19 protein-coding genes are annotated in these 20,859 nt (G+C 45.8%); 16 read left to right on the top strand and 3 right to left on the bottom strand.

Annotation, left to right across the window (positions count from 1 at the left end; genetic code table 11):
* Genes L2D08_RS03830 through L2D08_RS03820 form a run of 3 tightly spaced genes read left to right on the top strand, consistent with a single transcriptional unit; the run spans window position 1 to window position 2,473 of the window.
* Entirely contained in the window at window positions 1–678 is a 678-nt protein-coding gene (locus L2D08_RS03830; protein WP_242232400.1) for a response regulator transcription factor, read from the top strand.
* On the top strand, window positions 675–2,054 hold the full coding sequence (locus tag L2D08_RS03825; protein WP_242232399.1) for a sensor histidine kinase: 1,380 nt from the start codon (window positions 675–677) through the stop codon (window positions 2,052–2,054). Before L2D08_RS03830 ends, L2D08_RS03825 begins: the two co-directional genes overlap by 4 nt.
* The gene (locus L2D08_RS03820; RefSeq protein ID WP_242232398.1) at window positions 2,051–2,473 is read left to right on the top strand and encodes a FixH family protein; all 423 of its coding nucleotides are present in this window, start codon (window positions 2,051–2,053) and stop codon (window positions 2,471–2,473) included. The genes L2D08_RS03825 and L2D08_RS03820 overlap by 4 nt, the downstream gene beginning before the upstream one ends.
* Before the next feature lie 60 nt (window positions 2,474–2,533).
* On the opposite strand, the gene yhfH is transcribed toward L2D08_RS03820, so the two are convergent.
* Window positions 2,534–2,665: a protein YhfH gene (gene yhfH, locus L2D08_RS03815; RefSeq protein WP_242232397.1), complete on the bottom strand. Its 132-nt coding sequence runs from the start codon at window positions 2,663–2,665 to the stop codon at window positions 2,534–2,536.
* Window positions 2,666–2,810: 145 nt separating this feature from the next.
* Here yhfH and L2D08_RS03810 point away from each other — a divergent pair, with 145 nt between their 5' ends.
* The 4 genes from L2D08_RS03810 to L2D08_RS03795 all read left to right on the top strand — a co-directional run bounded on the left by L2D08_RS03810 (window position 2,811) and on the right by L2D08_RS03795 (window position 6,448).
* The gene (locus L2D08_RS03810) at window positions 2,811–3,545 is read left to right on the top strand and encodes an MBL fold metallo-hydrolase (protein ID WP_242232396.1); all 735 of its coding nucleotides are present in this window, start codon (window positions 2,811–2,813) and stop codon (window positions 3,543–3,545) included.
* A 234-nt stretch (window positions 3,546–3,779) separates the two neighbouring features.
* Window positions 3,780–5,333 (top strand): fatty acid--CoA ligase family protein, encoded by a 1,554-nt coding sequence (locus L2D08_RS03805; protein ID WP_242232395.1) that lies wholly within the window; start codon window positions 3,780–3,782, stop codon window positions 5,331–5,333.
* A 96-nt stretch (window positions 5,334–5,429) separates the two neighbouring features.
* Entirely contained in the window at window positions 5,430–6,143 is a 714-nt protein-coding gene (locus L2D08_RS03800) for an AzlC family ABC transporter permease (RefSeq protein WP_242232394.1), read from the top strand.
* Window positions 6,140–6,448, top strand: coding sequence for an AzlD domain-containing protein (locus tag L2D08_RS03795; protein ID WP_242232393.1), 309 nt, complete (start codon window positions 6,140–6,142; stop codon window positions 6,446–6,448). The genes L2D08_RS03800 and L2D08_RS03795 overlap by 4 nt, the downstream gene beginning before the upstream one ends.
* A gap of 104 nt (window positions 6,449–6,552) precedes the next feature.
* Here the strand turns inward: L2D08_RS03795 and L2D08_RS03790 are convergent, their stop codons facing one another.
* Window positions 6,553–6,786, bottom strand: a complete 234-nt coding sequence (locus L2D08_RS03790; protein ID WP_242232392.1) for an IDEAL domain-containing protein — start codon at window positions 6,784–6,786, stop codon at window positions 6,553–6,555.
* 171 nt (window positions 6,787–6,957) lie between these two features.
* Between L2D08_RS03790 and L2D08_RS03785 the strand changes: the two genes are divergently transcribed.
* The 9 genes from L2D08_RS03785 (at window position 6,958) to L2D08_RS03745 (ending at window position 19,889) form a co-directional block, all read left to right on the top strand.
* On the top strand, window positions 6,958–7,524 hold the full coding sequence (locus tag L2D08_RS03785) for a competence protein ComK (protein ID WP_242232391.1): 567 nt from the start codon (window positions 6,958–6,960) through the stop codon (window positions 7,522–7,524).
* A 36-nt stretch (window positions 7,525–7,560) separates the two neighbouring features.
* Window positions 7,561–8,130, top strand: a complete 570-nt coding sequence (locus tag L2D08_RS03780; RefSeq protein WP_242232390.1) for a TVP38/TMEM64 family protein — start codon at window positions 7,561–7,563, stop codon at window positions 8,128–8,130.
* 87 nt (window positions 8,131–8,217) lie between these two features.
* The gene (gene addB, locus L2D08_RS03775) at window positions 8,218–11,688 is read left to right on the top strand and encodes a helicase-exonuclease AddAB subunit AddB (RefSeq protein ID WP_242232389.1); all 3,471 of its coding nucleotides are present in this window, start codon (window positions 8,218–8,220) and stop codon (window positions 11,686–11,688) included.
* Window positions 11,675–15,346 (top strand): helicase-exonuclease AddAB subunit AddA, encoded by a 3,672-nt coding sequence (gene addA, locus L2D08_RS03770; RefSeq protein ID WP_242232388.1) that lies wholly within the window; start codon window positions 11,675–11,677, stop codon window positions 15,344–15,346. Before addB ends, addA begins: the two co-directional genes overlap by 14 nt.
* A gap of 57 nt (window positions 15,347–15,403) precedes the next feature.
* Window positions 15,404–16,573 carry a DUF418 domain-containing protein gene (locus L2D08_RS03765; protein ID WP_242232387.1) on the top strand — a complete coding sequence of 390 codons (1,170 nt, stop codon included), beginning with the start codon at window positions 15,404–15,406 and terminating at the stop codon, window positions 16,571–16,573.
* 4 nt (window positions 16,574–16,577) lie between these two features.
* On the top strand, window positions 16,578–17,438 hold the full coding sequence (locus L2D08_RS03760; protein WP_242232386.1) for a fumarylacetoacetate hydrolase family protein: 861 nt from the start codon (window positions 16,578–16,580) through the stop codon (window positions 17,436–17,438).
* A gap of 37 nt (window positions 17,439–17,475) precedes the next feature.
* Window positions 17,476–17,823, top strand: coding sequence for a YisL family protein (locus L2D08_RS03755; RefSeq protein ID WP_242232385.1), 348 nt, complete (start codon window positions 17,476–17,478; stop codon window positions 17,821–17,823).
* A gap of 75 nt (window positions 17,824–17,898) precedes the next feature.
* A complete protein-coding gene (locus L2D08_RS03750) occupies window positions 17,899–18,045 on the top strand; it encodes a hypothetical protein (protein WP_242232384.1) in 147 nt (48 codons plus the stop codon).
* Window positions 18,046–18,392: 347 nt separating this feature from the next.
* Window positions 18,393–19,889 carry an alpha-amylase family glycosyl hydrolase gene (locus L2D08_RS03745; RefSeq protein WP_242232383.1) on the top strand — a complete coding sequence of 499 codons (1,497 nt, stop codon included), beginning with the start codon at window positions 18,393–18,395 and terminating at the stop codon, window positions 19,887–19,889.
* Between the two features lie 36 nt (window positions 19,890–19,925).
* Here the strand turns inward: L2D08_RS03745 and L2D08_RS03740 are convergent, their stop codons facing one another.
* On the bottom strand, window positions 19,926–20,744 hold the full coding sequence (locus L2D08_RS03740) for a Cof-type HAD-IIB family hydrolase (protein WP_242232382.1): 819 nt from the start codon (window positions 20,742–20,744) through the stop codon (window positions 19,926–19,928).
* Window positions 20,745–20,859 lie beyond the last annotated feature (115 nt).

Raw genomic sequence — 20,859 nt, 5'->3', positions numbered from 1 at the left:
ATGACGCATTTATTAGTTGTAGATGATGAGCAGGATATGGTGGATTTGGTCACGATGTATCTGGAAAATGCCGGGTACACCGTTAGCTCAGCTTTAAGTGGAGAAGAAGCGGAAGAAAAATTAAAAGAGCTTAAGCCGGACCTTATACTGCTGGATATTATGATGCCGGGGCGCGATGGTTTTGCGGTGTGCGAAGCCATCCGTTCTTACAGCGATATCCCCATTATTTTTTTGAGCGCACGCGGAGAAGAGTGGGACAAGGTGCGCGCCTTTTCGCTTGGAGGAGATGACTATATTGTGAAGCCCTTTTCTCCTGGAGAAATGACTGCCCGTATTCAAGCAGTGCTTCGGCGATTCGGCTCTTCGACGGATAAACGGGAAACGATCCAGCACCAAACTCTTTTGATCGATATTCATTCCCGGGCGGTAAAGGTGGACGGTACAGCCGTCGGGCTGACAATGAAAGAATTTGACTTGATCGTTCTTCTTGCAAAAAACCGGGGGCGGATTTTTTCACGGGAAGAACTGCTTGAAACCGTCTGGGGAACAGAGTACAGGGGCGGCACCCGAACAGTAGATACACATATTAAAACATTGCGGATGAAATTGAAGCACGAAGGAGCCTCCATTGAAACCGTTTGGGGAATTGGCTATAAATTTGTGGACGGCACAATATGACATTTCGGAAAAAACTGTGGATGACGCTGTTTATTTTTGTTCTTCTTGCAGTTGGCTCTGCATTTAGTCTCTCTTATACGCTGTATGAAAAGCTGTATGTAGAAAGTGTGAAAGACGAACTGAAAGCCGCAGCAGAAAACCTGTCGGACGATTATGAGGGAGGAGAATTAAACGCTGCATTTATAGAGCGCATCGGCTGGTTCAGTGAAAAGTCACCATTTGAAGCTTTTGCCGTACATAATCCGAGGGAGCTTGCTGCCTGCATTCCATATGAAGCGGATTATGAAACACTGATCGGGCCGGAAGAAAGAGAAAAGCTGCTAGAAAATAAAATGATTGAAGAAACCGGTTATTCTGAGCGGTTTGACCGGCAGATTATTTCCGTTATTTATCCACTTTTGGATGACAAGCAGTTAAAAGGCATTCTTTATTTGTATATACCGCTCGAACGAATTGATGAACTTGTGTCGAGCCTGATCTTATTCTGGGCAGCGGGGGCTGCAATGCTGACGGCTGTTCTCCTGTATGGAGGCATGAGGTGGGCCCGCCATGTAGTCAAGCCGCTTGAGGAGATGAAAGGAGCGGCCGTCCGCTTATCAAAAGGGGATTATACGGCACGCGTACCGGCTGAGTCAAAGGATGAATTTGGCCAGCTTGCGCGTACATTTAATGAAATGGCTGAAGCGATTCAAAAAGAAAACGAACAGCGGAAAACATTTTTAGCAACTATTTCGCATGAGCTTCGTACTCCGCTTAGTTATATAAAAGGTTACAGTGAAGCGATGATGAATGGTATCGGCCGTCCGGAACAGCAGCTCGGTATTATTCAGCGCGAGGCCGCCCGTATGGAGCGCCTTGTAAACGATCTGCTCGAATTAATCCGGCTTGATTCGAATAAAATGAACATAGAAAAAACCTTTCTTCCGCTTGCCGACCTTGTTTACCGGACTGTTGACACGTTTCGGCTGAAGCATGACCGTTTTGCACTTGATTTAGATGAAGAAACAATAGTATATGGGGATGAAGACAGGCTGAGTCAGGTGATGACCAATATCATTGACAACGCAGTGCGGTATTCGCCAAAAAATAAGCCCATTTACATTACGCTCAGACAAGAAAAAGATCAAGTTAAATGGATTGTTCGTGATATTGGAGCCGGCATGCCTGAGGAAGAAATTCCAAAGGTCACAAACCAATTTTATCGTATCAATAAAGCGCGTACCCGTGAAGACGGCGGATCAGGTTTGGGTTTGTCGATTGTGAAGCAGATTGTTGAACGCCACGGCGGAGAGCTTGACATACAAAGCGAAGCAGGAGCAGGGACAACCGTTACGGTTACTCTGCCGGCGCTGATGGAAGAAGGAGAGGAAACATGAACAGGAAAGCAGTATGTATGGTAATGCTTGGATTGTTGCTGGCTGCCTGTACACCTGAAAAAAACGAGCCGCCTCCGCCTCCCGAGCCGGTTGAAGCTGTTCTTCATGTACCAGAAAAAGTGAATGCGGGCGAAGAAGTCACAGTTTCTACTACCATTACCGAAGACGGAGAACCAGTTGATAATCCCGATGAAGTAAAATATGAAATTTGGAAAGATGGCCATAAAGAAAACAGCGAAATGCTTGATGCAGTCTCCAAAGGAAATGGTATATATACTGTTTCCAAAACATTTAATGAAGAAGCTGTTTATTATGTACAGGTGCACGTTACAGCACGAGGATTGCACACAATGCCAAAATCGGCTTTTTCTGTCGGCAATGCTGTCACGCCGGCTCAGCCGGATAAAGAAGCGCAATAAAAAGTAAATGAAACCCCCTGCCGGTTGAGGCAGGGGGTTTTTATGACGCAGGCGACAGGGTTACAGATCCTTTGATGCGCAAGTTGAGCATGTGTTGCTGTAGCAGTCATGCTGTTCTTCGATATGAGAACCGCAGCTTGTGCATTGTTTTGGCGGAAGGTTTTTGAAAAATTCAACGATGTCTGTGATCATGTTTGTCTCTCCTTTGTTATATAACTGATTGATTTGTTAATAACAGTGTATTATAACAGAACCAAATCGTCAACCGTTTTCTGAAAATTTATTTTATTTTTTTGGAATAAGGGAATACAATAAGAAAAGAAGGGAGCATACATACATGAATGTAACTGTACTAGGCTGCTGGGGCGGCTTTCCGAAAGCGAATGAGGCCAGCAGCGGATATTTGGTTGAACATGACGGTTTCAAGCTGCTTGTAGACTGCGGCAGCGCTGTTTTATCGAAACTGCAAAATCATTTAAAGCCAGCAGATCTTAATGCTGTTATTCTGTCCCATTATCACGCAGATCATGTAGCGGATATTGGCGTATTGCAGCATGCGCTTTTAATTGATTCTTTTACAAGTAAAACGAGGGAGGAGCCTCTTGCTATTTACGGACATAATGAAGCAGACGGATTCCAAACCTTGACGTACAAAAACATAACGAAAGGCGTTGCTTATAATCCTGCGGATACACTTAAAGCCGGGCCTTTTTCGATTTCATTTTTCAAAACAAAACACCCGGCGCCCTGCTATGCCATCAAAATTACAGACGGAACAGATACGGTGGTGTATACAGCGGATACCGCCTTTCAAAGGGAGTTTGCATCTTTTGCACAAGGTGCAGATGTACTGCTTGCTGAAAGCAACTTATATAAAGGAATGGATGGCTCTTCGGCCGGGCACATGACAGCGCAGGAAGCCGGCATCCTTGCCAGGGAAGCACAAGTGAAAACATTAGTGCTGACTCATTTGCCTCACTTTGGAGAACTTGATCAGCTTGTCCAGGAAGCCGGCGAAGAATTTAGCGGCCCTATTATGCTCGCAAGAGAAAACTTGGAAATTGGTTTTTAAAATATAGAAAGCAGACTGATTCAAAACATTTGTCCTTCAAGGAACACTGCCGGATAGGAAGAGGTTAAAGGCATGGGAATTCACAGCGGGCAGGTAACATTGAAAGCGGGCATTTGCTGGCAGCCCAAAAGCCGCACTTGCGCGCACTTGCGGCTTTTTTGTTGCTTTATATATTGTTTTATATAATAGAGATAACAGATTTGTTATTTGTTTAACACGGGGGAGGATGAGACGGTGAATGTATCATGGGCACTTGAACGAATGGGGTCTACCCATGCGAATAAAAGAGCATATACATTTTTAAATACGTCTGCGACTTATCGGGAGCTGAACGATAATGCTACACGATTTGCGGCCGGACTGCAGTCACTTGGTTTTCAAAAGGGGGATCACATTGCTTTATTGCTGGGCAATTCACCGCAGTTTATCGTTTCGTTGTATGGGGCGCTGCGGGCGGGTCTCATTGTGGTTCCAATCAACCCGGCTTATACACGAAATGAAGTGCTTTATATCTTACAAAACAGTGATACAAAAGCAGTTGTGACGACGGACAAGCTGCTTCCCATTATGGAGAGTATGCATCAGGAACTTCCAGCTGTCAGCCAGTTTATTCTCTGTGCATCTGATCATCTCTTTACACATGAACCTGATAAGCCGGATCTTTCTATCTACCAAAAAATGAAAACGTTTTCCGAATTAGCTGAGTGTGAAAATCCTCTTTGCAGGCTTGATTCGTGCGAAGCAGACACAGCTGTGATCTTATATACATCTGGTACAACCGGCTATCCGAAAGGTGTCATGCTGACGCATAAAAATATGTATTCAAATGCGCGGGATATTGCAGAATACTTGTCTATGACGAATTCAGATATTGTCATCACCGCTCTGCCGATGTTTCATATTTTTTGCTTAACGGTCATGCTTAATACGCCTCTTATTTGCGGAGCTGAAATCATTATTCTGCCGTCATTCAGCCCGAAAGAAGTGTTTCAGGCAGCTAAAGAACACAAAGCGACTGTGTTTGCTGGTGTGCCGACTATGTATTCTTTTTTAATACAGCATTCAAAGGCACAACCGGCTGATTTTTCGTCTGTCCGCCTTTGTATCTCCGGCGGAGCGCCTATGCCTGTCTCTCTTTTGAAGCAGTTTGAGGAAACATTTTATGTGCGCGTTTCAGAAGGATACGGACTGTCAGAAGCAAGCCCGGTTACTTGTTTTAATCCGCTTGACCGTCCACGTAAAGCCGGTTCGATTGGCTGCTCTATTCCGAACGTTGAAAACAAAATCGTCAATGAACTCGGCGAAGAAATAGCACTTGGCCAAGTAGGTGAATTGATTGTGAAAGGGCCAAATGTGATGAAAGGATATTATAAAATGCCGGAAGAAACAGCGGCTGTTCTTCGGGACGGCTGGCTGTATACCGGGGATTTGGCCTGCCAGGACGATGAAGGCTATTTTTATATTGTAGACCGGAAGAAAGATCTGATATTAGTAGGCGGGTACAATGTATATCCGCGTGAAGTAGAAGAAGTCTTATATGAGCACCCCGGTATTAGAGAAGCCGCTGTGCTTGGTGTCCCGGATTCCGATTATGGAGAAGCGGTTCTCGCTTTTGTGGTTCAACATGGAGATTCCTTAACTGAAGAAGAGATCCGGACATATTGCAAAGAAAGACTTGTTTCATATAAGGTACCATCATCCGTAGAGTTTTTAAAAGAGCTGCCTAAAAACACGACTGGAAAAATTTTAAGAAGATCTCTTAAAAAACAAATTGAAAAACAGAGATAATCCACGCGCCAGCCTGCTGCCGGCGTATTTTTTTATTGTTGGACTCCATATAAAAGAGTATAATTTGTTGAAAAATGAGAAAATGGAGGGGACGAAGTGGAAACAACTGCGGCAGCGCAAAGCGAATTTAAAGATGGGCTCGCAGCCGGCATAGGCATTGCCATTGGGTACGTGCCGGCAGCTCTTACATATGGCCTGCTCGCTAAAAGTGCGGAATTAACATTGGCCGAGGCGATGTCATTGAGCATCTTTGTTTTTGCCGGAGCCGCTCAGTATATAGCTTTAAGCTTGATCACGATCGGCACAGGGATTTTTGAAATTGTGCTGACGACCTTTATTCTGAACATCCGCCACTTTCTAATGTCAACTGCTTTAAATGAAAAAGCGGATGAAGAGCCTCTCTGGAAAAAAGCCGCTTATGCTTTTGGCGTGACAGATGAAACATTTTCAGTGGCGGCAATGAAAAGCGGAACACTTCATTCCTCTTTTATGGCAGGTCTTGTGCTTATTTCTTATTCCAGCTGGGTGCTAGCCTCGGGAGTCGGCTATCTGGCAGGAAGTGCCATGCCGCCTGTTGTTCAGGAAAGTATGGGCATTGCCTTATATGCCATGTTTATTGGTCTTTTGGTGCCGTCGCTTAAAAAAAGCGCAAAAGCGGTCCTGCTGGCATCTACTGCAGCCGTATTAAACTGTATTTTTACGTACTCGGATACTCTTTCAAGCGGCTGGTCTATTATTGTGTCGACGCTTATTGCAGCGATCAGTATTGAAGCAGCTGACCAGGCAAAAAGAAAGGGGCGCAGAGAATGAGTACAACGATTGCGGCGATTGTGATAGGGATGACTCTCGTAACCTATATTCCGCGTATGCTGCCATTTGTTTTATTTAAAGGTAAAGAGCTGCCTTATTTTTGGCAGGGAATATTGCAGAATGTTCCGTATGCAACTCTAGGCGCCCTTATTTTTCCGGGAATTTTAACCTTTCATGAAAATACGGCCTTTGCTTTAATTGGAACAGCGGCAGCTTTTATTCTTGCGTTTACAGGCGCTAACATTATTGTTACGGTTCTTGGGTCAATTGGAATTTTAACGGTTTTATCCGTTTTTTCAATGTGAGAGGGGAAATGCGCGCTTAAAAGCACCCGTATCTAGAGAGATACGGGGCTTTTAGGTTAAGTATGGGATTTTGTCGTTTGGGGAAACCAGTGTGAAGGAAAGCGTCAAGATGCGCGATAGGTTTTCTCCAAACGGTTTAATTCATCAGATAGGGCAATAAAAGCGGAACGGTCGCCTTTATCAAGTGAAAGATCGATTTTTTCCATTAATGCGGCTTTTTCTTTTTTGTATAAAATATCGCTTAAAAAGCTGTCAATAAATTCGCTCATTACTGTTTTTTCTTTTTCACGGGGCATCGGGGACTTCATCATCTCAGCAAAGTAATTGTTGTTTTCCATTTTTAATCACCTCAGATACCTTTTTTTTATTATATGGGATTCCAAACAACTAATCAACAGAAAGTTTAAAATTTTTAGAAAATTATTTCTCGTGGCAAATGGGACAATTTTACTGCTAAATGATAGAATAAAGTCGTTCAAATAAATGAAAGAAACGGGTGAGTCGATCAAGTGAACAACCAGCCGAATGATGTAAACAGCGAATATATTATCAATGAACGTACTCTTTCCCTGGAACCGATTCGTTTTGGAGAATACACAAAAGTGTATGAAAAAAACAAAGAACCGGTTATGATAAAGAAAACGCCGCTGAAAATTATTCGGCAAAGCTGCATTCGCTACCTTTCAACCTATGACGGCCGGAGAGAAGCTTCTACCAGAGTCCTTGGCATCAATCGAAAAGTTCCGGTTAATGTGGATCATTTGAAAGGTACTTATCTATTCCCGACGATTTCTCATTTAAAACCTGAATGTATATGGATTACACTCTCCCATTTAAAATTCTTGGAAAAAATCGATAAAAAACAAACAAAAGTAACATTTACAGACGATCAAGCCATTATAGTGCCAGTCTCGCCTCTTGCTGTTCATAATCAGATTATGATGACAAAAGAACTTTATGAAAGGGGTAATGCCAGCTCACCTTCTATACAAACCGAAAAAGTCACTCGTGCTCAATATGTTGTCGGGGTAAAAGAAAATATCATTTCGTTTTTTTATACCGGAAACAGGGAATGAGCACAACAAGGATGGATAACGAAAGGGAACAAGTCAATGAATTTCTCAATAGATCATATTATGGAATGGATTCAGCGGTATGAGTCATTTGGGCCGCTGCCGGGCTTCCTGCTTCCGCTGCTTGAAGCATTCCTGCCCTTTTTGCCGCTTTTTGCTTTTGTTCTTGCAAATGTAAACGCGTTTGGGCTCTGGCTCGGCTTTTTAATTTCATGGGGAGGGGCCGTCACCGGGTCTTTCCTTGTTTTTTTGCTTGTAAGAAGATTGGGACAGCAGCGTATTTTGCGTTTCCTGCAGCGAAACAAGCAGGTTGCACAAATGATGAACTGGATGGACAGGCACGGCTTTGCGCCCATTTTTTTGATGCTGTGCTTCCCGTTTACGCCCTCTGCGATTGTTAATATCGTAGCGGGCCTGTCTCATATTAGTGTGGTTCAATATTTATTTGCCGTTATGGCGGGAAAAACCGTCATGATTTTTACGATCAGCTACGTCGGCCACGATCTTTTTGCTCTTATTCATCAGCCGGGAAGAACGGCTGTTATTATCGCAGCGATTGCTCTTTTATGGGCAGCAGGAAAACAATTGGAAAAGCGTCTGCAAAAATAAAAACGGCTAAGGGCCGTTTTTATTTTGTTCTTTTGACCGAACGTATGATCTTTGTTATACTGAAAGGAAGTAAAAGGAGGAATCCGGATGGCTTTACAATTTATTATCGGACGTTCCGGTTCGGGAAAAACAGAGCATATTATAAATGAAATAAAAGAACGTCTTATCCGGCAGCCAGACGGAAAGCCGCTTATTTATATTGTACCTGAGCAAATGTCATTCTTGTCAGAGTACCGCCTGGCGTCTGACCAGGAAGTCGGCGGCATTATCCGGGCGCAGGTATACAGCCTGACACGTCTTGCCTGGCGTGTTCTGCAGCAGGAAGGCGGCATGAGCAGGCAGCATATAACGCCAGCCGGACGCAACATCTTAATTCGAAAAATTATTGAAGAGAACCGCCAGGATCTAGCCGTTTTTGCAAAAGCAGCCGATAAAACAGGGTTTGTCAGCACGGTTGAACAGATGCTGACAGAATTTCGCCAGTATTTAATTGTGCCTGAAGAAATGGAAGAGCATCGCAAGCATGTACCGGCTGCTCTCGCAGACAAACTGAGTGACCTGCAAATGATTTATACATCATATGAGCGCGTGCTTGCCGGCAAATATATAGATTCCGAGGATTATTTGAGACTCCTTGCCCAAATGGCCGCTTCCTCGTCTTATGTGCGGGAAGCTGATATATATATAGATGGATTTCACAGCTTTACGCCGCAGGAATATGACGTAATAAGAGTATTAATGAAAACAGCCAATGAAGTCACGATTGCCCTGACAACTGACCGTCCGTTCCGGGATGAGGCGCCCGAGGACACGCATTTGTTCCGCCAGCCGGGACGTGCGTATCATGATTTGTATCGGATTGCGGCAGAAGAGGAAATCGATATAAAAAAAGATCTGATCCTGTATGGACATAAACGCCAGAAAGAGGCTGCTCTTATTCATCTTGAAATGCAGTTCGATAAACGTCCGGCACGAGCCCTGGCCCACAGCAGCGGCACCGCTCTCTGGCAGGCAGCAAGCAGACGGGCGGAGATTGAAGCAGCAGCACGTGAAATACGCCGCCTTTCCCGCACAGAAGGACTGCGTTACAAGCAAATGGCGCTCCTTGCACGAAATGGGGAAGACTACCGGTCTATTATCGAGACCGTCTTTGATGACTACAGCATCCCGTTTTTTATCGATCAAAAAAGACCGATGCTTAATCATCCGCTCGTTGAGCTGATTCGTTCTTCATTGGAAGTAATCGGCGGAAACTGGCGTTACGAAGCAGTTTTTCGTGCAGTTAAAACCGATTTGCTTTTTTCATTTGACCAGCCGCGCGAACAAGTCCGGCGCGGAATGGACCTGCTTGAAAACTATGTGCTGGCCCATGGAATTTATGGCGAGCGCTGGACGAACGGCGAACGCTGGACCTACCGCCGTTACATGGGACTTGAATTTACCGCTGTTGCCCAGACAGATGAGGAACGGGCATTTGAAGAACGTTTAAACGTAATGAAAGAAACGATTGCAGCGCCGCTTTTCCGGCTTGAAAAGCGGATGAAACGCGCCAAAAATGCGATGGAATGCTGCCGGGCTCTTTATCAGTATATTGAAGAGCTGGATATACCCCAGAAAATAGAGCAGCTCTCTATTGAAGCGGAGGAACGCGGTGAGCTGGCTGAAGCAGCACAGCACAACCAGGCATGGGATGCGGTGATCGGGATGCTCGATGAGTATGCAGAGGTAGCTGGCAGTGAAGAAATGGATGCCAAAAAGTTCGCTGCCGTGCTCGATGCCGGGCTTGAAGCACTTGAATTTTCGATTGTGCCGCCGGCAGCCGATCAAGTGATTGTAGCCAACCCGGATAAATCCAGACTCGCCGATATTCATACCGCTTTTATTGTCGGCATGAATGATGGCGTTTTTCCCGCCCGTCAGATGGAGGACGGCATTTTAGATGATGAAGAAAGAGAGGCGCTTCTTTCTTCCGGGATGCATGTGGCACCAGGCAGCAAAACGAAACTGCTTGATGAAGAACTCATTGCTTACCGGGCTTTTACTGTTCCATCACACCGCTTGTACGTTTCATGGCCTATTGCGGATGCGGAAGGAAAGTCCCTACAGCCGTCTCCTTATTTAAAAAGAATGCGGGAATGGTTTGAACAAATGGAGGAAACAGTCGTTGCCAACGATCCGGCTGATCTGCCGGCGGAGGAGCAGCTTGCATACATTTGCCATCCGGAGCCGACTTTGTCTTATTTAACCTCCCAGCTTCAAATGAAAAAGCGGGGATACCCGGTTTATCCGTTTTGGTGGGATGTATATAACCTGTATCTGGAAAGCAGCAGAAAAAAAGCAGGCTTCGTTCTTGATAGTCTCGCCTATGAAAATAAAACAACACCGTTGGAGGATCAAACAAGCCTTGATTTGTATGGAACGGATATGATTGCCAGCGTTTCGCGGATGGAGACGTTTCACTCATGCTCGTTCAGCCATTTTGCCAGCCATGGCTTAAAGCTGCGTGACCGCCGTGTGTACCGTCTTGAAGCGCCGGACATTGGCGACCTTTTCCATGGTGCACTCAAATGGATTGCAGAAGAAGTAGAAAAAAGAGGGATGAAATGGCCGGAGCTTACACCGGAGCAATGCCGGACGTTTGCAAAAACAGCTGTAGAGGAGCTCGCTCCGAAGCTTCAAAATCGTATTTTAATGAGTTCCCACCGGCATCTTTATATTCAGAATAAACTCGAGCAGATTATTGCCCGTGCTTCAACGGTTTTAAGTGAACAAGCAAAAATAAGCGGGTTTTCACCGCTTGGGATTGAGCTTGCATTTGGACCGCGTTCTGAACTGCCGCCGCTCGTTTTTGAATTAAAAAATGGGGCACGCATGTCGCTTGCCGGCCGTATTGACCGGGTTGACCGTGCGCATGGAGAGAACGATACGTATTTACGCGTTATCGATTATAAATCCGGCACGCGGGATGTGGATATGACCGAGATTTACTATGGCTTTGCGATGCAGATGCTGACGTACCTTGATATCGTCGTTACGCATTCACCACTTTTAACCGGCAAGAAAGCACGGCCGGGGGGCGTATTATATTTTCATGTCCACAATCCGTTTTTAAATACGAAAAAATTTATGACGATTGATGAAATTGAAAAAGAGATGATGAAAAGCTTTCGAATGAAAGGGCTGGTGCTGGAGGAAGATGAGGCCATTCATTTAATGGACAAGCAGCTTGAAACAGGAGACTCACTGATTATTCCGGCGGGCTTTAAAAAAGATGGTTCCTTGTCCGCACGCTCAAAAACAGCTGATGACAGCGAGTTCAGTGCGATGAGAGGGCATGTCCGCGGCCTGTACGAAAAAGCGGGCAATGCCATTGTATCCGGCCGCGTGGACATTACGCCATACCGTTATAATAAAAAAACGCCATGTACATTTTGTTCTTACCGGCAGGTATGCCAGTTTGACGATACACTGGATGAAAACAACTACCGGGTCATCCGGCCGAAAAAAAATGAAGAGGTTATTCAAATGATGAAGGAGGAGAGCGATGAACAGCTATAAAGTTCCCGAAAAACCGGACGGAGCCCGCTGGACGGACGATCAGTGGAAAGCGATTTATGCAGAAGGAAGCGACATTCTGGTCGCTGCGGCAGCCGGCTCTGGCAAAACCGCTGTTTTAGTAGAACGGATCATTCAAAAGATGATTCGTCAGGAAGCACCGGTGGATGTAGATGAGCTTTTAGTTGTCACGTTCACCAATGCAGCAGCAGCAGAAATGCGGCAGCGGATTGGCGAAGCACTGGAAAGAGAGATTGAAAGGGATCCTGCTTCAAGCCGGCTCCGCCGCCAGCTTCGATTATTAAACAAAGCATCTATTTCTACTCTCCATTCTTTTTGTTTGGAGGTTATTCGAAAGTATTACTATTTAATTGATATTGATCCAGGCTTTCGTATCGCTGACGATACAGAAGCCGTCCTGATTCGGGATGAAGTACTCGAGGATTTGCTTGAGGAAGAATATGCCCGCCCGGACAACAAGGCTTTTTTCGCATTGGTTGATACCTTTTCAGGAGACAGAAGCGATGTAGAGCTTCAGCAGTCCGTTATTCAATTATTTAATTTTGCGCGATCCCATCCAGATCCGGAACGCTGGCTGAGTGAACTCCCTTCTTTGTATGAACCGGCTGAAGCAATTGACGATCTTCCTTTTATAGGACCATTGAAGAAGGATATTCGGTTTCAGCTTCAAAGTGCCGAGGCGCTGCTTCAGGAAGGGCTTGAAATGACAAAGATGCCCGGCGGTCCGGTGCCGCGGGCAGAAAATTTCACCGCAGACCTCGCCATAGTAACCGCACTGCTCGAGTGTAAGACGTGGGAGGAATGGTACAGCGCATTTCAGTCGGTTAAATTTCCGACTTTAAAAACGTGTAAAGGTGATGACTACGATGAAGAGCTGAAGGAGCGGTCTAAAGGGGTTCGGGACAGGGCGAAAAAAATAGTAACCGAATTAAAAGACACCTTTTTTAGCCGGAAGCCTGAAAACTGGCTGAAGGATTTGGCGGAAATGCAGCCGATTGTAAAACGCTTGTCCGAGCTTGTTCTGACGTTTTCAGCCCGGTATGCCGAAGCGAAGCGGGAAAAAGGCCTGACAGATTTCAGCGATCTTGAGCACTATGCGCTGGCTATTTTAACGGAAGGCGGCCAGCCTTCTAAAGCAGCCCAGGCTTATCGGCGCCGTTTTAAAGAAGTGCTTGTAGATGAATACCAGGACGTAAACATGGTTCAGGAAACGATTGTCCGCCTTGTTTCCCATGATCAGGAACAGTCGGGCAATCTCTTTATGGTAGGCGATGTTAAACAGTCTATTTATCGTTTTCGCCTTGCAGAGCCAGGTCTTTTCCTGGGCAAGTACAATCGTTTTGATCCAGAAGGCGCAGATGCCGGCTTGAAAATCAGCTTATCTCGTAATTTCCGCAGCCGCAGGGAAGTGCTTGATGGAACAAACTATATTTTCGAGCAAATTATGGGAACAGAAGTGGGGGAAATTGAGTATGGAAAAGAAGAAGCGCTTGTTTTAGGGGCATCTTATCCGGAAGCAGATTATCCAATTGAAGTAGCCATTATTGACAGCGATGCTCCGGAAGAAACAGACGGGGACGAAATGGATCGTGAAGATGCAGAACAGTCTCAATTGGAGTCCCGCTTAATTGCTTCAAAAATCAAAGAGCTGATCGAAGCCGGACATCCGATTTGGGATCCGAAAACCAATTCCATGCGTCCGGTTCAATACCGGGATATCGTCATTTTAATGCGCTCTCTTACATGGGTTCCAGAAATGATCGAAGAATTTAAGCATGCCGGCATTCCCGTCTATGCCAATACATCTGGCGGCTATTTCCGGGCAACTGAGATTTCTGTAATGCTGTCGCTGCTCCATGTTATCGATAATCCATTTCAGGATATTCCGCTTGCAGCCGTGCTTCGTTCGCCAATTGTCCGCTGTACAGAAGATGAGATGGCTACGATCCGGCTTGCTTCGAAAAAAGGAAGCTACTTTGAAGCGCTGCTTGCTTTTATGGAAAACGGCCGGGGCGATGCGGCATTAATGGAGAAACTAGCTCCGTTTATGGAAAAACTTGAGAAGTGGCGTTCCATTGGGCGCAGTGGGGCTCTATCTGATTTAATCTGGATCTTGTACCGCGATACACAGTTTTATGCTTTTGCAGGCGGGATGCCGGGCGGAAAGCAGCGCCAGGCTAATTTGCGGGCTTTGTACGACCGGGCAAGACAGTACGAGGAAACATCATTCCGCGGCCTGTTTCGCTTTTTGCGCTTTATTGAGCGGATGCGTGAGAGGGGAGATGACTTGGGCACAGCACGTGCTTTATCTGAGCAGGAAGACGTCGTCCGCATTATGACGATTCATGCGAGTAAAGGGCTGGAGTTTCCTGTTGTATTTACAGCAGCGGCCGGCCGCCGTTTTAATATGATGGATTTAAACGGGCGTGTGCTGTTTGATAAGGATTATGGCATTGCTGTGAAATATATGAATCCCCAGAAACGAATTGCCTGGCCGTCGCTTGTGCAGCTTGCTTTTCAGCGCAAAAAGAAGCTGGAGCTTCTGGCGGAAGAAATGCGCGTCTTGTATGTGGCGATGACCCGGGCGAAAGAACGGCTGGTCGTCACAGCGTCCGTCAAAAAATTAGAGAAAAAAATGGAGGCATGGGCCCTGTCAGGAGAGCACCCGTCACGGCTGCTCGGGGACGCGGTCAGGGCTTCGGCTGGTTCTTACATTGACTGGATTGGCCCGGCGCTGATGCGGCACAGTGACGTGAAAGGCGGCCATCCGTTTTTTGCAGATCATCCATCCCGCTTTCAGCTTGGGGTTACAGCGGCTGAAGGCCTCATTGCTTCCCAGGCAGAAAGTGAAGAGCAGGAAGAGTCCTGGCTGGATTTATTGAAAGAACGAAAGCCGTCTCCAGAGCAGTCACCGGCAAAAGAAGAAATTAAAGAGCGGATGACATGGGAATACCGATTCCCTGAAGCCGTCCGGCTCCGTTCCAAACAATCCGTGTCTGACCTTAAAAGATCGAATGATATCTACAGTGAAGGAGCGTCCAATGAAGCAGCACGATCCTACCGCCGCCCTATTTTCCGCCGGCCCCGCTTTGTTCAGGAAAAGCAGCTGTCACCGGCAGAAATAGGGACAGCCGTTCATACCGTTATGCAGCACATCGATTTAAACCGCGCTCCATCTGAAGTGTCGGTAGAACGGCTTTTGGATGAATTGATCGGAAAAGAGCTGCTTACAATTGAGCAGGCAGAAGCAGTTGATGCGGGAGAGATTGTAGCGTTTTTTGCCACTGAGCCGGGCAGAATGCTTCTCGCTGCTGATCACGTTCAGCGGGAACTGCCTTTTAATATGGGTATGACTGCACGTGAAGCAGGTCTGGGTGAATCTGATGAAGTTGTTTTGATTCAGGGGGTTATTGACTGCTTGTTTGAATACAAAGGCCGCTTGTATTTACTCGACTATAAAACAGACCGGGTCACGGATCGTTTCGCTGGCGGCTTCGAGGAAGCGAAGCCGGTGCTGGCTAAGCGGTACAACGTACAAATCGGGCTTTATGCCAAGGCGGTCGAGCGAATCTGGAAGCGTCCAATTGACGGGAAATTTGTCTTTTTCTTAGATGGCGCCCATGTAGTGGAATATACGTAAATTGTTCCTTTTCTGTTATGATAAGCAAGTAATCATAAAAGGAAAGGGTGTGATTGGTTGCAGTCTGTAAAGCAGAATGAAACGGCGCGGATTGCGTCCATCGATATTTTGAGAGGTATCTCTCTTTTCGGTATTTTCCTTGTGAATATGCTGTCGTTTCATTCTCCTTATTTTTATTACAACCCATATGAATGGTGGGAAGCCTCTCAGGATAAACTGGCGTTTTCCTGGATTGACGTGCTTGTGCAGGCGAGTTTTTATCCGATTTTTGCGGCTATGTTTGGATTCGGCGCGGCTATGCAGCGTGAAAAAGCGCTCGAGAGAACGGGGACATTTGCCTGGACAGGCGTGCGGCGGTTTTCGTTTTTGCTTGTTTTAGGTATTGCTCACGCTATCTTTATTTGGCCGGGGGACATTTTATTTAATTACGCAGTATGCGGCTTTTTGCTTTTGTTTTTCCTGCGTTTTTCCGCAGGAACGCTTCTTCGAATGGGGCTTATTCTCCTGCTTGTACCAGCTGTTTTGTTCAGCGTGCTTCTTTTTGTATCTGCTCAATCCGACCCGTATAATGCCTTGTTTTGGACAGATATTACCTCTGTTTCCGATTCAATTGCAGCCTACGGAAGCGGTTCGTACGCAGAGGTAACGGAGCAGCGTATTCACGATTGGACGAACAATAACATTTTTGACGGCGCCTTTGGGTTTCAGACAATGACGGTTTTTCCATTTTTACTCATTGGCGCGGGTGTGTACAAGCAGCGCCTTATCCAAAAATGGGCTGCCCATCCGAAAAAAACACTTCGGATGTTTGCACTTTTTTTCGGGGCGGGGCTCCTGCTTAAAGGTATTCCGCATCTGCTCGGTCCAAGTCATATAGCGTATATGTATGTGCAGGATTCTCTTGGAGGACCGGTACTTGCGGCTTCTTATGCGATGCTCGTTGTGTATTTGTGTACCTTAACTCGTCCGTTCAAACTACTTTTGCCCTTTGCACAGGCCGGTAAAATGTCGCTGACCAACTATTTGATGCAGTCGGTGATCGGTTCGCTTTTGTTTTATGCATATGGTCTCGGTTTCTACGGACAGATTACGGTCACGACAGGCATTTTGCTTTGCGTCACTGTTTTTGCTCTGCAAGTAATAGTTTCCGGGCTGTGGCTGAGCCGGTTTCAGCGCGGACCGATGGAAGCCATCTGGCGGTTTGTTACTTACGAAAAAAGGGGATGAGAAAATGAAGTGGATGAGCTTTAAACATGAGGGAAAAGAAAAGTACGGTTTTTATTTGGCAGAAAAACAGGCAGTAGCTGCTGTTTCGGATATAGACGGTGCCCCAACCACGCTGGCGTCTGCCATTGAAGAAGGACAGTTTTTAGCATCTGTCTGCCATAATCCGGAATCCGTATCTTTCGTAGAAGAAGCATCTATTGAATGGCTGGCACCTATCCCACGCCCGCTTAAAAATGTCATGTGCGTGGGAAAAAACTATCGGGATCATGCCATTGAAATGGGTGGAGAAGCAAGTGTACCGGAGCATCCGATGATTTTTACAAAAGCATCGACCGCAGTCAGTGCACACGGAGCACCTATTCCTGCTTATGAGTCATTGACCGATTCATTGGATTATGAAGGAGAACTGGCTGTCATTATCGGCAGAAAAGGAAAAGAAATTTCTCGTGAAGAGGCATTTGACTATGTGTTTGGCTACACTGTGCTGAATGATATTACCGCACGCGATCTGCAAAGCCGCCATAAACAGTTTTTTATCGGTAAAAGCCTGGATGGCAGCTGCCCGATAGGACCCTGGATTGTGTCAAAAGATGAAATTGCCGATCCTCACAATTTAGCGATTCAAACAATGGTAAATGGGGAAATAAGACAGCAGTCCAATACTTCTCACTTTATTTTTCCTATTGATGAAGTGATTCATGTTCTTTCAAAAGGCATGACACTCGAGCCGGGCGATATTATCGCAACGGGAACACCGGCGGGAGTAGGATTTGCGATGGAGCCGAAAGGTACATTGCAAAAAGGAGATACGGTTGAAATTACAGTTGAGGGCATTGGAACGTTGTCGAATACCGTTCAAGAGTAGTATGGTAGAATAAGAAAGAAAAAGGAGGGGATCTTTTATGGACTTTTTAACACAATCCACACACGTACATATTACAACGTGGGTCATTGCGCTCGTACTATTTTTGATCGCAGTAAGAAAGCCATCAACTGGTGTACATATGGGGCTTCGCCTGTTTTATGTGCTAATTTTAATTACCGGCTTTGCGCTATTTACCACGTTCGACAGCTTGAATCCAGCCTTGTATGGCATTAAAATGCTTTTAGGCATAGTCACGATCGGATTAATGGAAATGACGCTCGTACGGAAGAAAAAAGGCAAAAAAAACGGCGGTGTTTTGGCCGGCGCGTTTATTGTGCTTGTTCTGACGGTTATTTTAGGTTTTGCCCTCCCGGGCATTGCTTAATAAAAGAGCCATGGAAAGAGCTGCGTGCAAAAAGCGCAGCTTTTTTTGTTATAATGACAAAAAGGAGGCGTCTTTGTGTTTCCCGTGATTTTATGGATTCTTATTTTTGTTTCGTTTTTCGTGTCAGTACAGATTGTTTCAGTTTATATGAAAAAAGCCGGAACGCAGGAAGCAAGTGAATTAGTGCCAATAGAAGAAAAAGAGGATTCATCCCTCCGATAACCGTCATTCCCGTAAAAGGGCGGCGGTTATTTTTTATAGGCATATCGAAAGCTGCGCCCTCGCTGACACTTGTGTATGGTTTTTGTTTAATATTTGTTTATACAAGGGAGAAGGCGGCGTTTATGCCAAAAAGAATCGCAGTTGTTGGAGCGGGGCCAGGCGGGCTTGCTTCAGCTGTGTATGTGGTTTCCCGTTTTAAGAAAAAAGAAATTTTCGCGTTTATTTCATAAATAGCGGATATGAAACCGTGTCGTTTTCTTGAACAATCCCTGCTTTCATTGACGTCATGTAGGAAAAAGCGTACTCTAAATGAGGATGGGACATTTTGGCGCAGGGGGAAACGAGCAGTGAGAAAACGATTTCTTTCACTTATCATTCCGCTTCTTCTTTTATCTGGAGGTATGGTTTCTGCCGAAGAAAAGAAGGAAGGCTGGCAGGATGAAACGATGTATTTTTTAATGACGGACCGGTTTATGAACGGGGATCGTTCAAATGATAAACAAACGAATAACGATGATGCATCTGCTTACCAGGGCGGTGACTTTAAAGGAATTCAAGATCAGCTTGATTATGTGAAAGAGCTGGGCATGACGTCAATCGTGATTTCACCTGTGTTTGAAAATGAAGCGGGTGCTTACCATGGCTACAGCATAACGGACTACACAAAGCTAAATCCGCAATTTGGCAATGAGCAGCAGTTAAAAGAACTCGTTGACAGTGCACATAAACAAAGTATTCGTGTTTTAGTGGATTTTCCGGCTGTACGTGTAAGCACAAAGCATGTATGGCTAAGTGAGGCCGGCAAAGAGAGCTGGTTTACAGACGTCTCTGTTTTGCAGAAGCCGGACTGGCTTGGTGAAATGGCTCTTTTAAACACAGAGAATCCAGATGTACAGGCGGCGCTCGTAGAAGCAGCTGTGAAGCTGGCCGGCCGAACCGGTATTGATGGATATTTTTTCAGCAATGCTTCCATAGCAAAGCCTGCTTTTTGGAACGCTTTTCATGAGGCTATGCCTAATTTGCACTTAATAGGAGAAATGGCGGAAACCACTATACAGGGGGCCGCCGCTTATGAAAAAGCCGGGCTTGATGCGGTGACTTCTTCCTGGATGCAGGAGCCGCTGCGCAAGCAGTTTGCGACAGTAGGCCGCTCTTCGAATGTGGTAGAAGAGCTCCTTCTCCAGGAAGAAAACGTACTGGAGCATCCTTTGGAAACGGTTCATTTAACGGACTCTGTCGTAACAGACCGGTTTACAAGGGATATGGCGGAAGAAAATATGTTTCCGGGCACACGCTGGCGGATGGCACTTACGTATTTGTACACATCTCCTGGAACTCCAGCAGTTTTTTATGGTTCGGAAATCGCGCAAAACGGAGAAACCGGCCCGGACGCGCACGGACTGATGAATTTCCGTACCGATCAGGAACTGGTGGATTATATCAAGCAGATCGCAGCCTTACGCCAGAAACTCCCGGCGCTCCGGCGTGGTTCCTATGAGCCGATTTTTAATCGGAACGGCATGACAGTGTTTAAGCGGCAATACGAGGATGAAACAGTTGTGGTGGCAATCAATAACACAGGCGAAACACAAAGCATCGCGATTCCAGCTTCTAAACTGGATGAGAATAAAGAACTGAGAGGATTGCTTGCTGGTGACATGTCGCGTGCGGCAGATGGGGAATTTACCATTATTCTTGACCGTGAGGAAGCGGAAATTTATGCACTGGCGGAAAAAACCGGCATAAATTATGCCTTTATTGCAGCTATGTCAGCGGTCTGGATTATCTTTGTTTTGTTTCTTTATTTGGTATGGAAGCGCGGCAAAAGGGCAGCTCAATCGTAAAAAAGGCTTCTCAGCAAATTTGCTGAGAAGCCTTTTTTATGCGAACGTTTTTAAAGATAAGCGCTCTTCCAGGAAAACCGCAATGCCGTCTTCTTCATTTGAAGCGGTAATGTCATTGGCGATCGATTTCAAGGCATCAATACCGTTGCTCATCGCTACACCTGTGCCGGCGTAATCAATCATCTCAAGATCATTATCTTCATCACCAAATGCAATAATCCGGTCCGGCGGGATGCCGATCCAGTCTGATACACGCTTCAAGCCGACTGCTTTGCTTAAGCCGCTTTTGACAATTTCAATCACATGCCACGGAGCGGCCCAGCGGCGGTGGTCAATCACTTCTGCGTGCACATCGCTTAAATGGCGGCGGATAGCCGGTACCTGCTCTTCTGTTGCATGAATCAGCATGCTTGTTGGATGATCGGTCAGCTTTTGGCGCAAGTCACCTGTTGTGACTACAGGATTGCCCATGTTAAAAACATCAATAAGCTTTTCATCATGATAATGAAAGTAAACGTTATCGAGCACTTCCGCGATAATATTGTAAAAGTCAAAATCATGGCATGCTTCAACGATATCAATGGCGGTTTTTAACTCCATCGGCTCGTGAAAGAAGCCCCACTTTTGATTGCCGGGATGATGAACGAAGGCGCCGTTAAAATTGACAATCGGTGTTGTTAATCCAAGCTCCGCATAGTAAGGAGCGCTTGAGCGGAACGGGCGGCCAGTGGCAATCATTACTTCATGCCCGTGCTCCATCGCTTTTTGAAGGGTGCGTTTTGTGCGGGGAGAAATGGTTTTTTGGTCCGTTAATAACGTACCATCGAGGTCTAACACGATTAAATGCTTTTCCATATAGGCGAGTCACTCCTTTGTCGTTTCTGCTTTCAGTGTAGAGGGTTGCAGGGCCGTTTGCAAAGAAACAGGCTTTTTACTCATCATTCGAAGAAATGTCTGTTATGATAAAGCT

It is taken from the genome of Domibacillus sp. PGB-M46, assembly GCF_022668875.1.
Lineage (GTDB): Bacteria > Bacillota > Bacilli > Bacillales > Domibacillaceae > Domibacillus.
Note: the sequence above shows the minus strand (reverse complement) of the source record. Positions and strands in the feature narration are given on the sequence as shown.

What these genes read in the sequence shown, in the direction of transcription:
- L2D08_RS03830 (WP_242232400.1), top strand. Translation starts at nt 1, where the DNA reads ATGACGCATTTATTAGTTGTAGATGATGAGCAGGATATGGTGGATTTG.
- L2D08_RS03825 (WP_242232399.1), top strand. Translation starts at nt 675, where the DNA reads ATGACATTTCGGAAAAAACTGTGGATGACGCTGTTTATTTTTGTTCTT.
- L2D08_RS03820 (WP_242232398.1), top strand. Translation starts at nt 2,051, where the DNA reads ATGAACAGGAAAGCAGTATGTATGGTAATGCTTGGATTGTTGCTGGCT.
- yhfH (WP_242232397.1), bottom strand. Translation starts at nt 2,665, where the DNA reads ATGATCACAGACATCGTTGAATTTTTCAAAAACCTTCCGCCAAAACAA.
- L2D08_RS03810 (WP_242232396.1), top strand. Translation starts at nt 2,811, where the DNA reads ATGAATGTAACTGTACTAGGCTGCTGGGGCGGCTTTCCGAAAGCGAAT.
- L2D08_RS03795 (WP_242232393.1), top strand. Translation starts at nt 6,140, where the DNA reads ATGAGTACAACGATTGCGGCGATTGTGATAGGGATGACTCTCGTAACC.
- L2D08_RS03790 (WP_242232392.1), bottom strand. Translation starts at nt 6,786, where the DNA reads ATGGAAAACAACAATTACTTTGCTGAGATGATGAAGTCCCCGATGCCC.
- L2D08_RS03780 (WP_242232390.1), top strand. Translation starts at nt 7,561, where the DNA reads ATGAATTTCTCAATAGATCATATTATGGAATGGATTCAGCGGTATGAG.
- addB (WP_242232389.1), top strand. Translation starts at nt 8,218, where the DNA reads ATGGCTTTACAATTTATTATCGGACGTTCCGGTTCGGGAAAAACAGAG.
- addA (WP_242232388.1), top strand. Translation starts at nt 11,675, where the DNA reads ATGAACAGCTATAAAGTTCCCGAAAAACCGGACGGAGCCCGCTGGACG.
- L2D08_RS03760 (WP_242232386.1), top strand. Translation starts at nt 16,578, where the DNA reads ATGAAGTGGATGAGCTTTAAACATGAGGGAAAAGAAAAGTACGGTTTT.
- L2D08_RS03755 (WP_242232385.1), top strand. Translation starts at nt 17,476, where the DNA reads ATGGACTTTTTAACACAATCCACACACGTACATATTACAACGTGGGTC.
- L2D08_RS03740 (WP_242232382.1), bottom strand. Translation starts at nt 20,744, where the DNA reads ATGGAAAAGCATTTAATCGTGTTAGACCTCGATGGTACGTTATTAACG.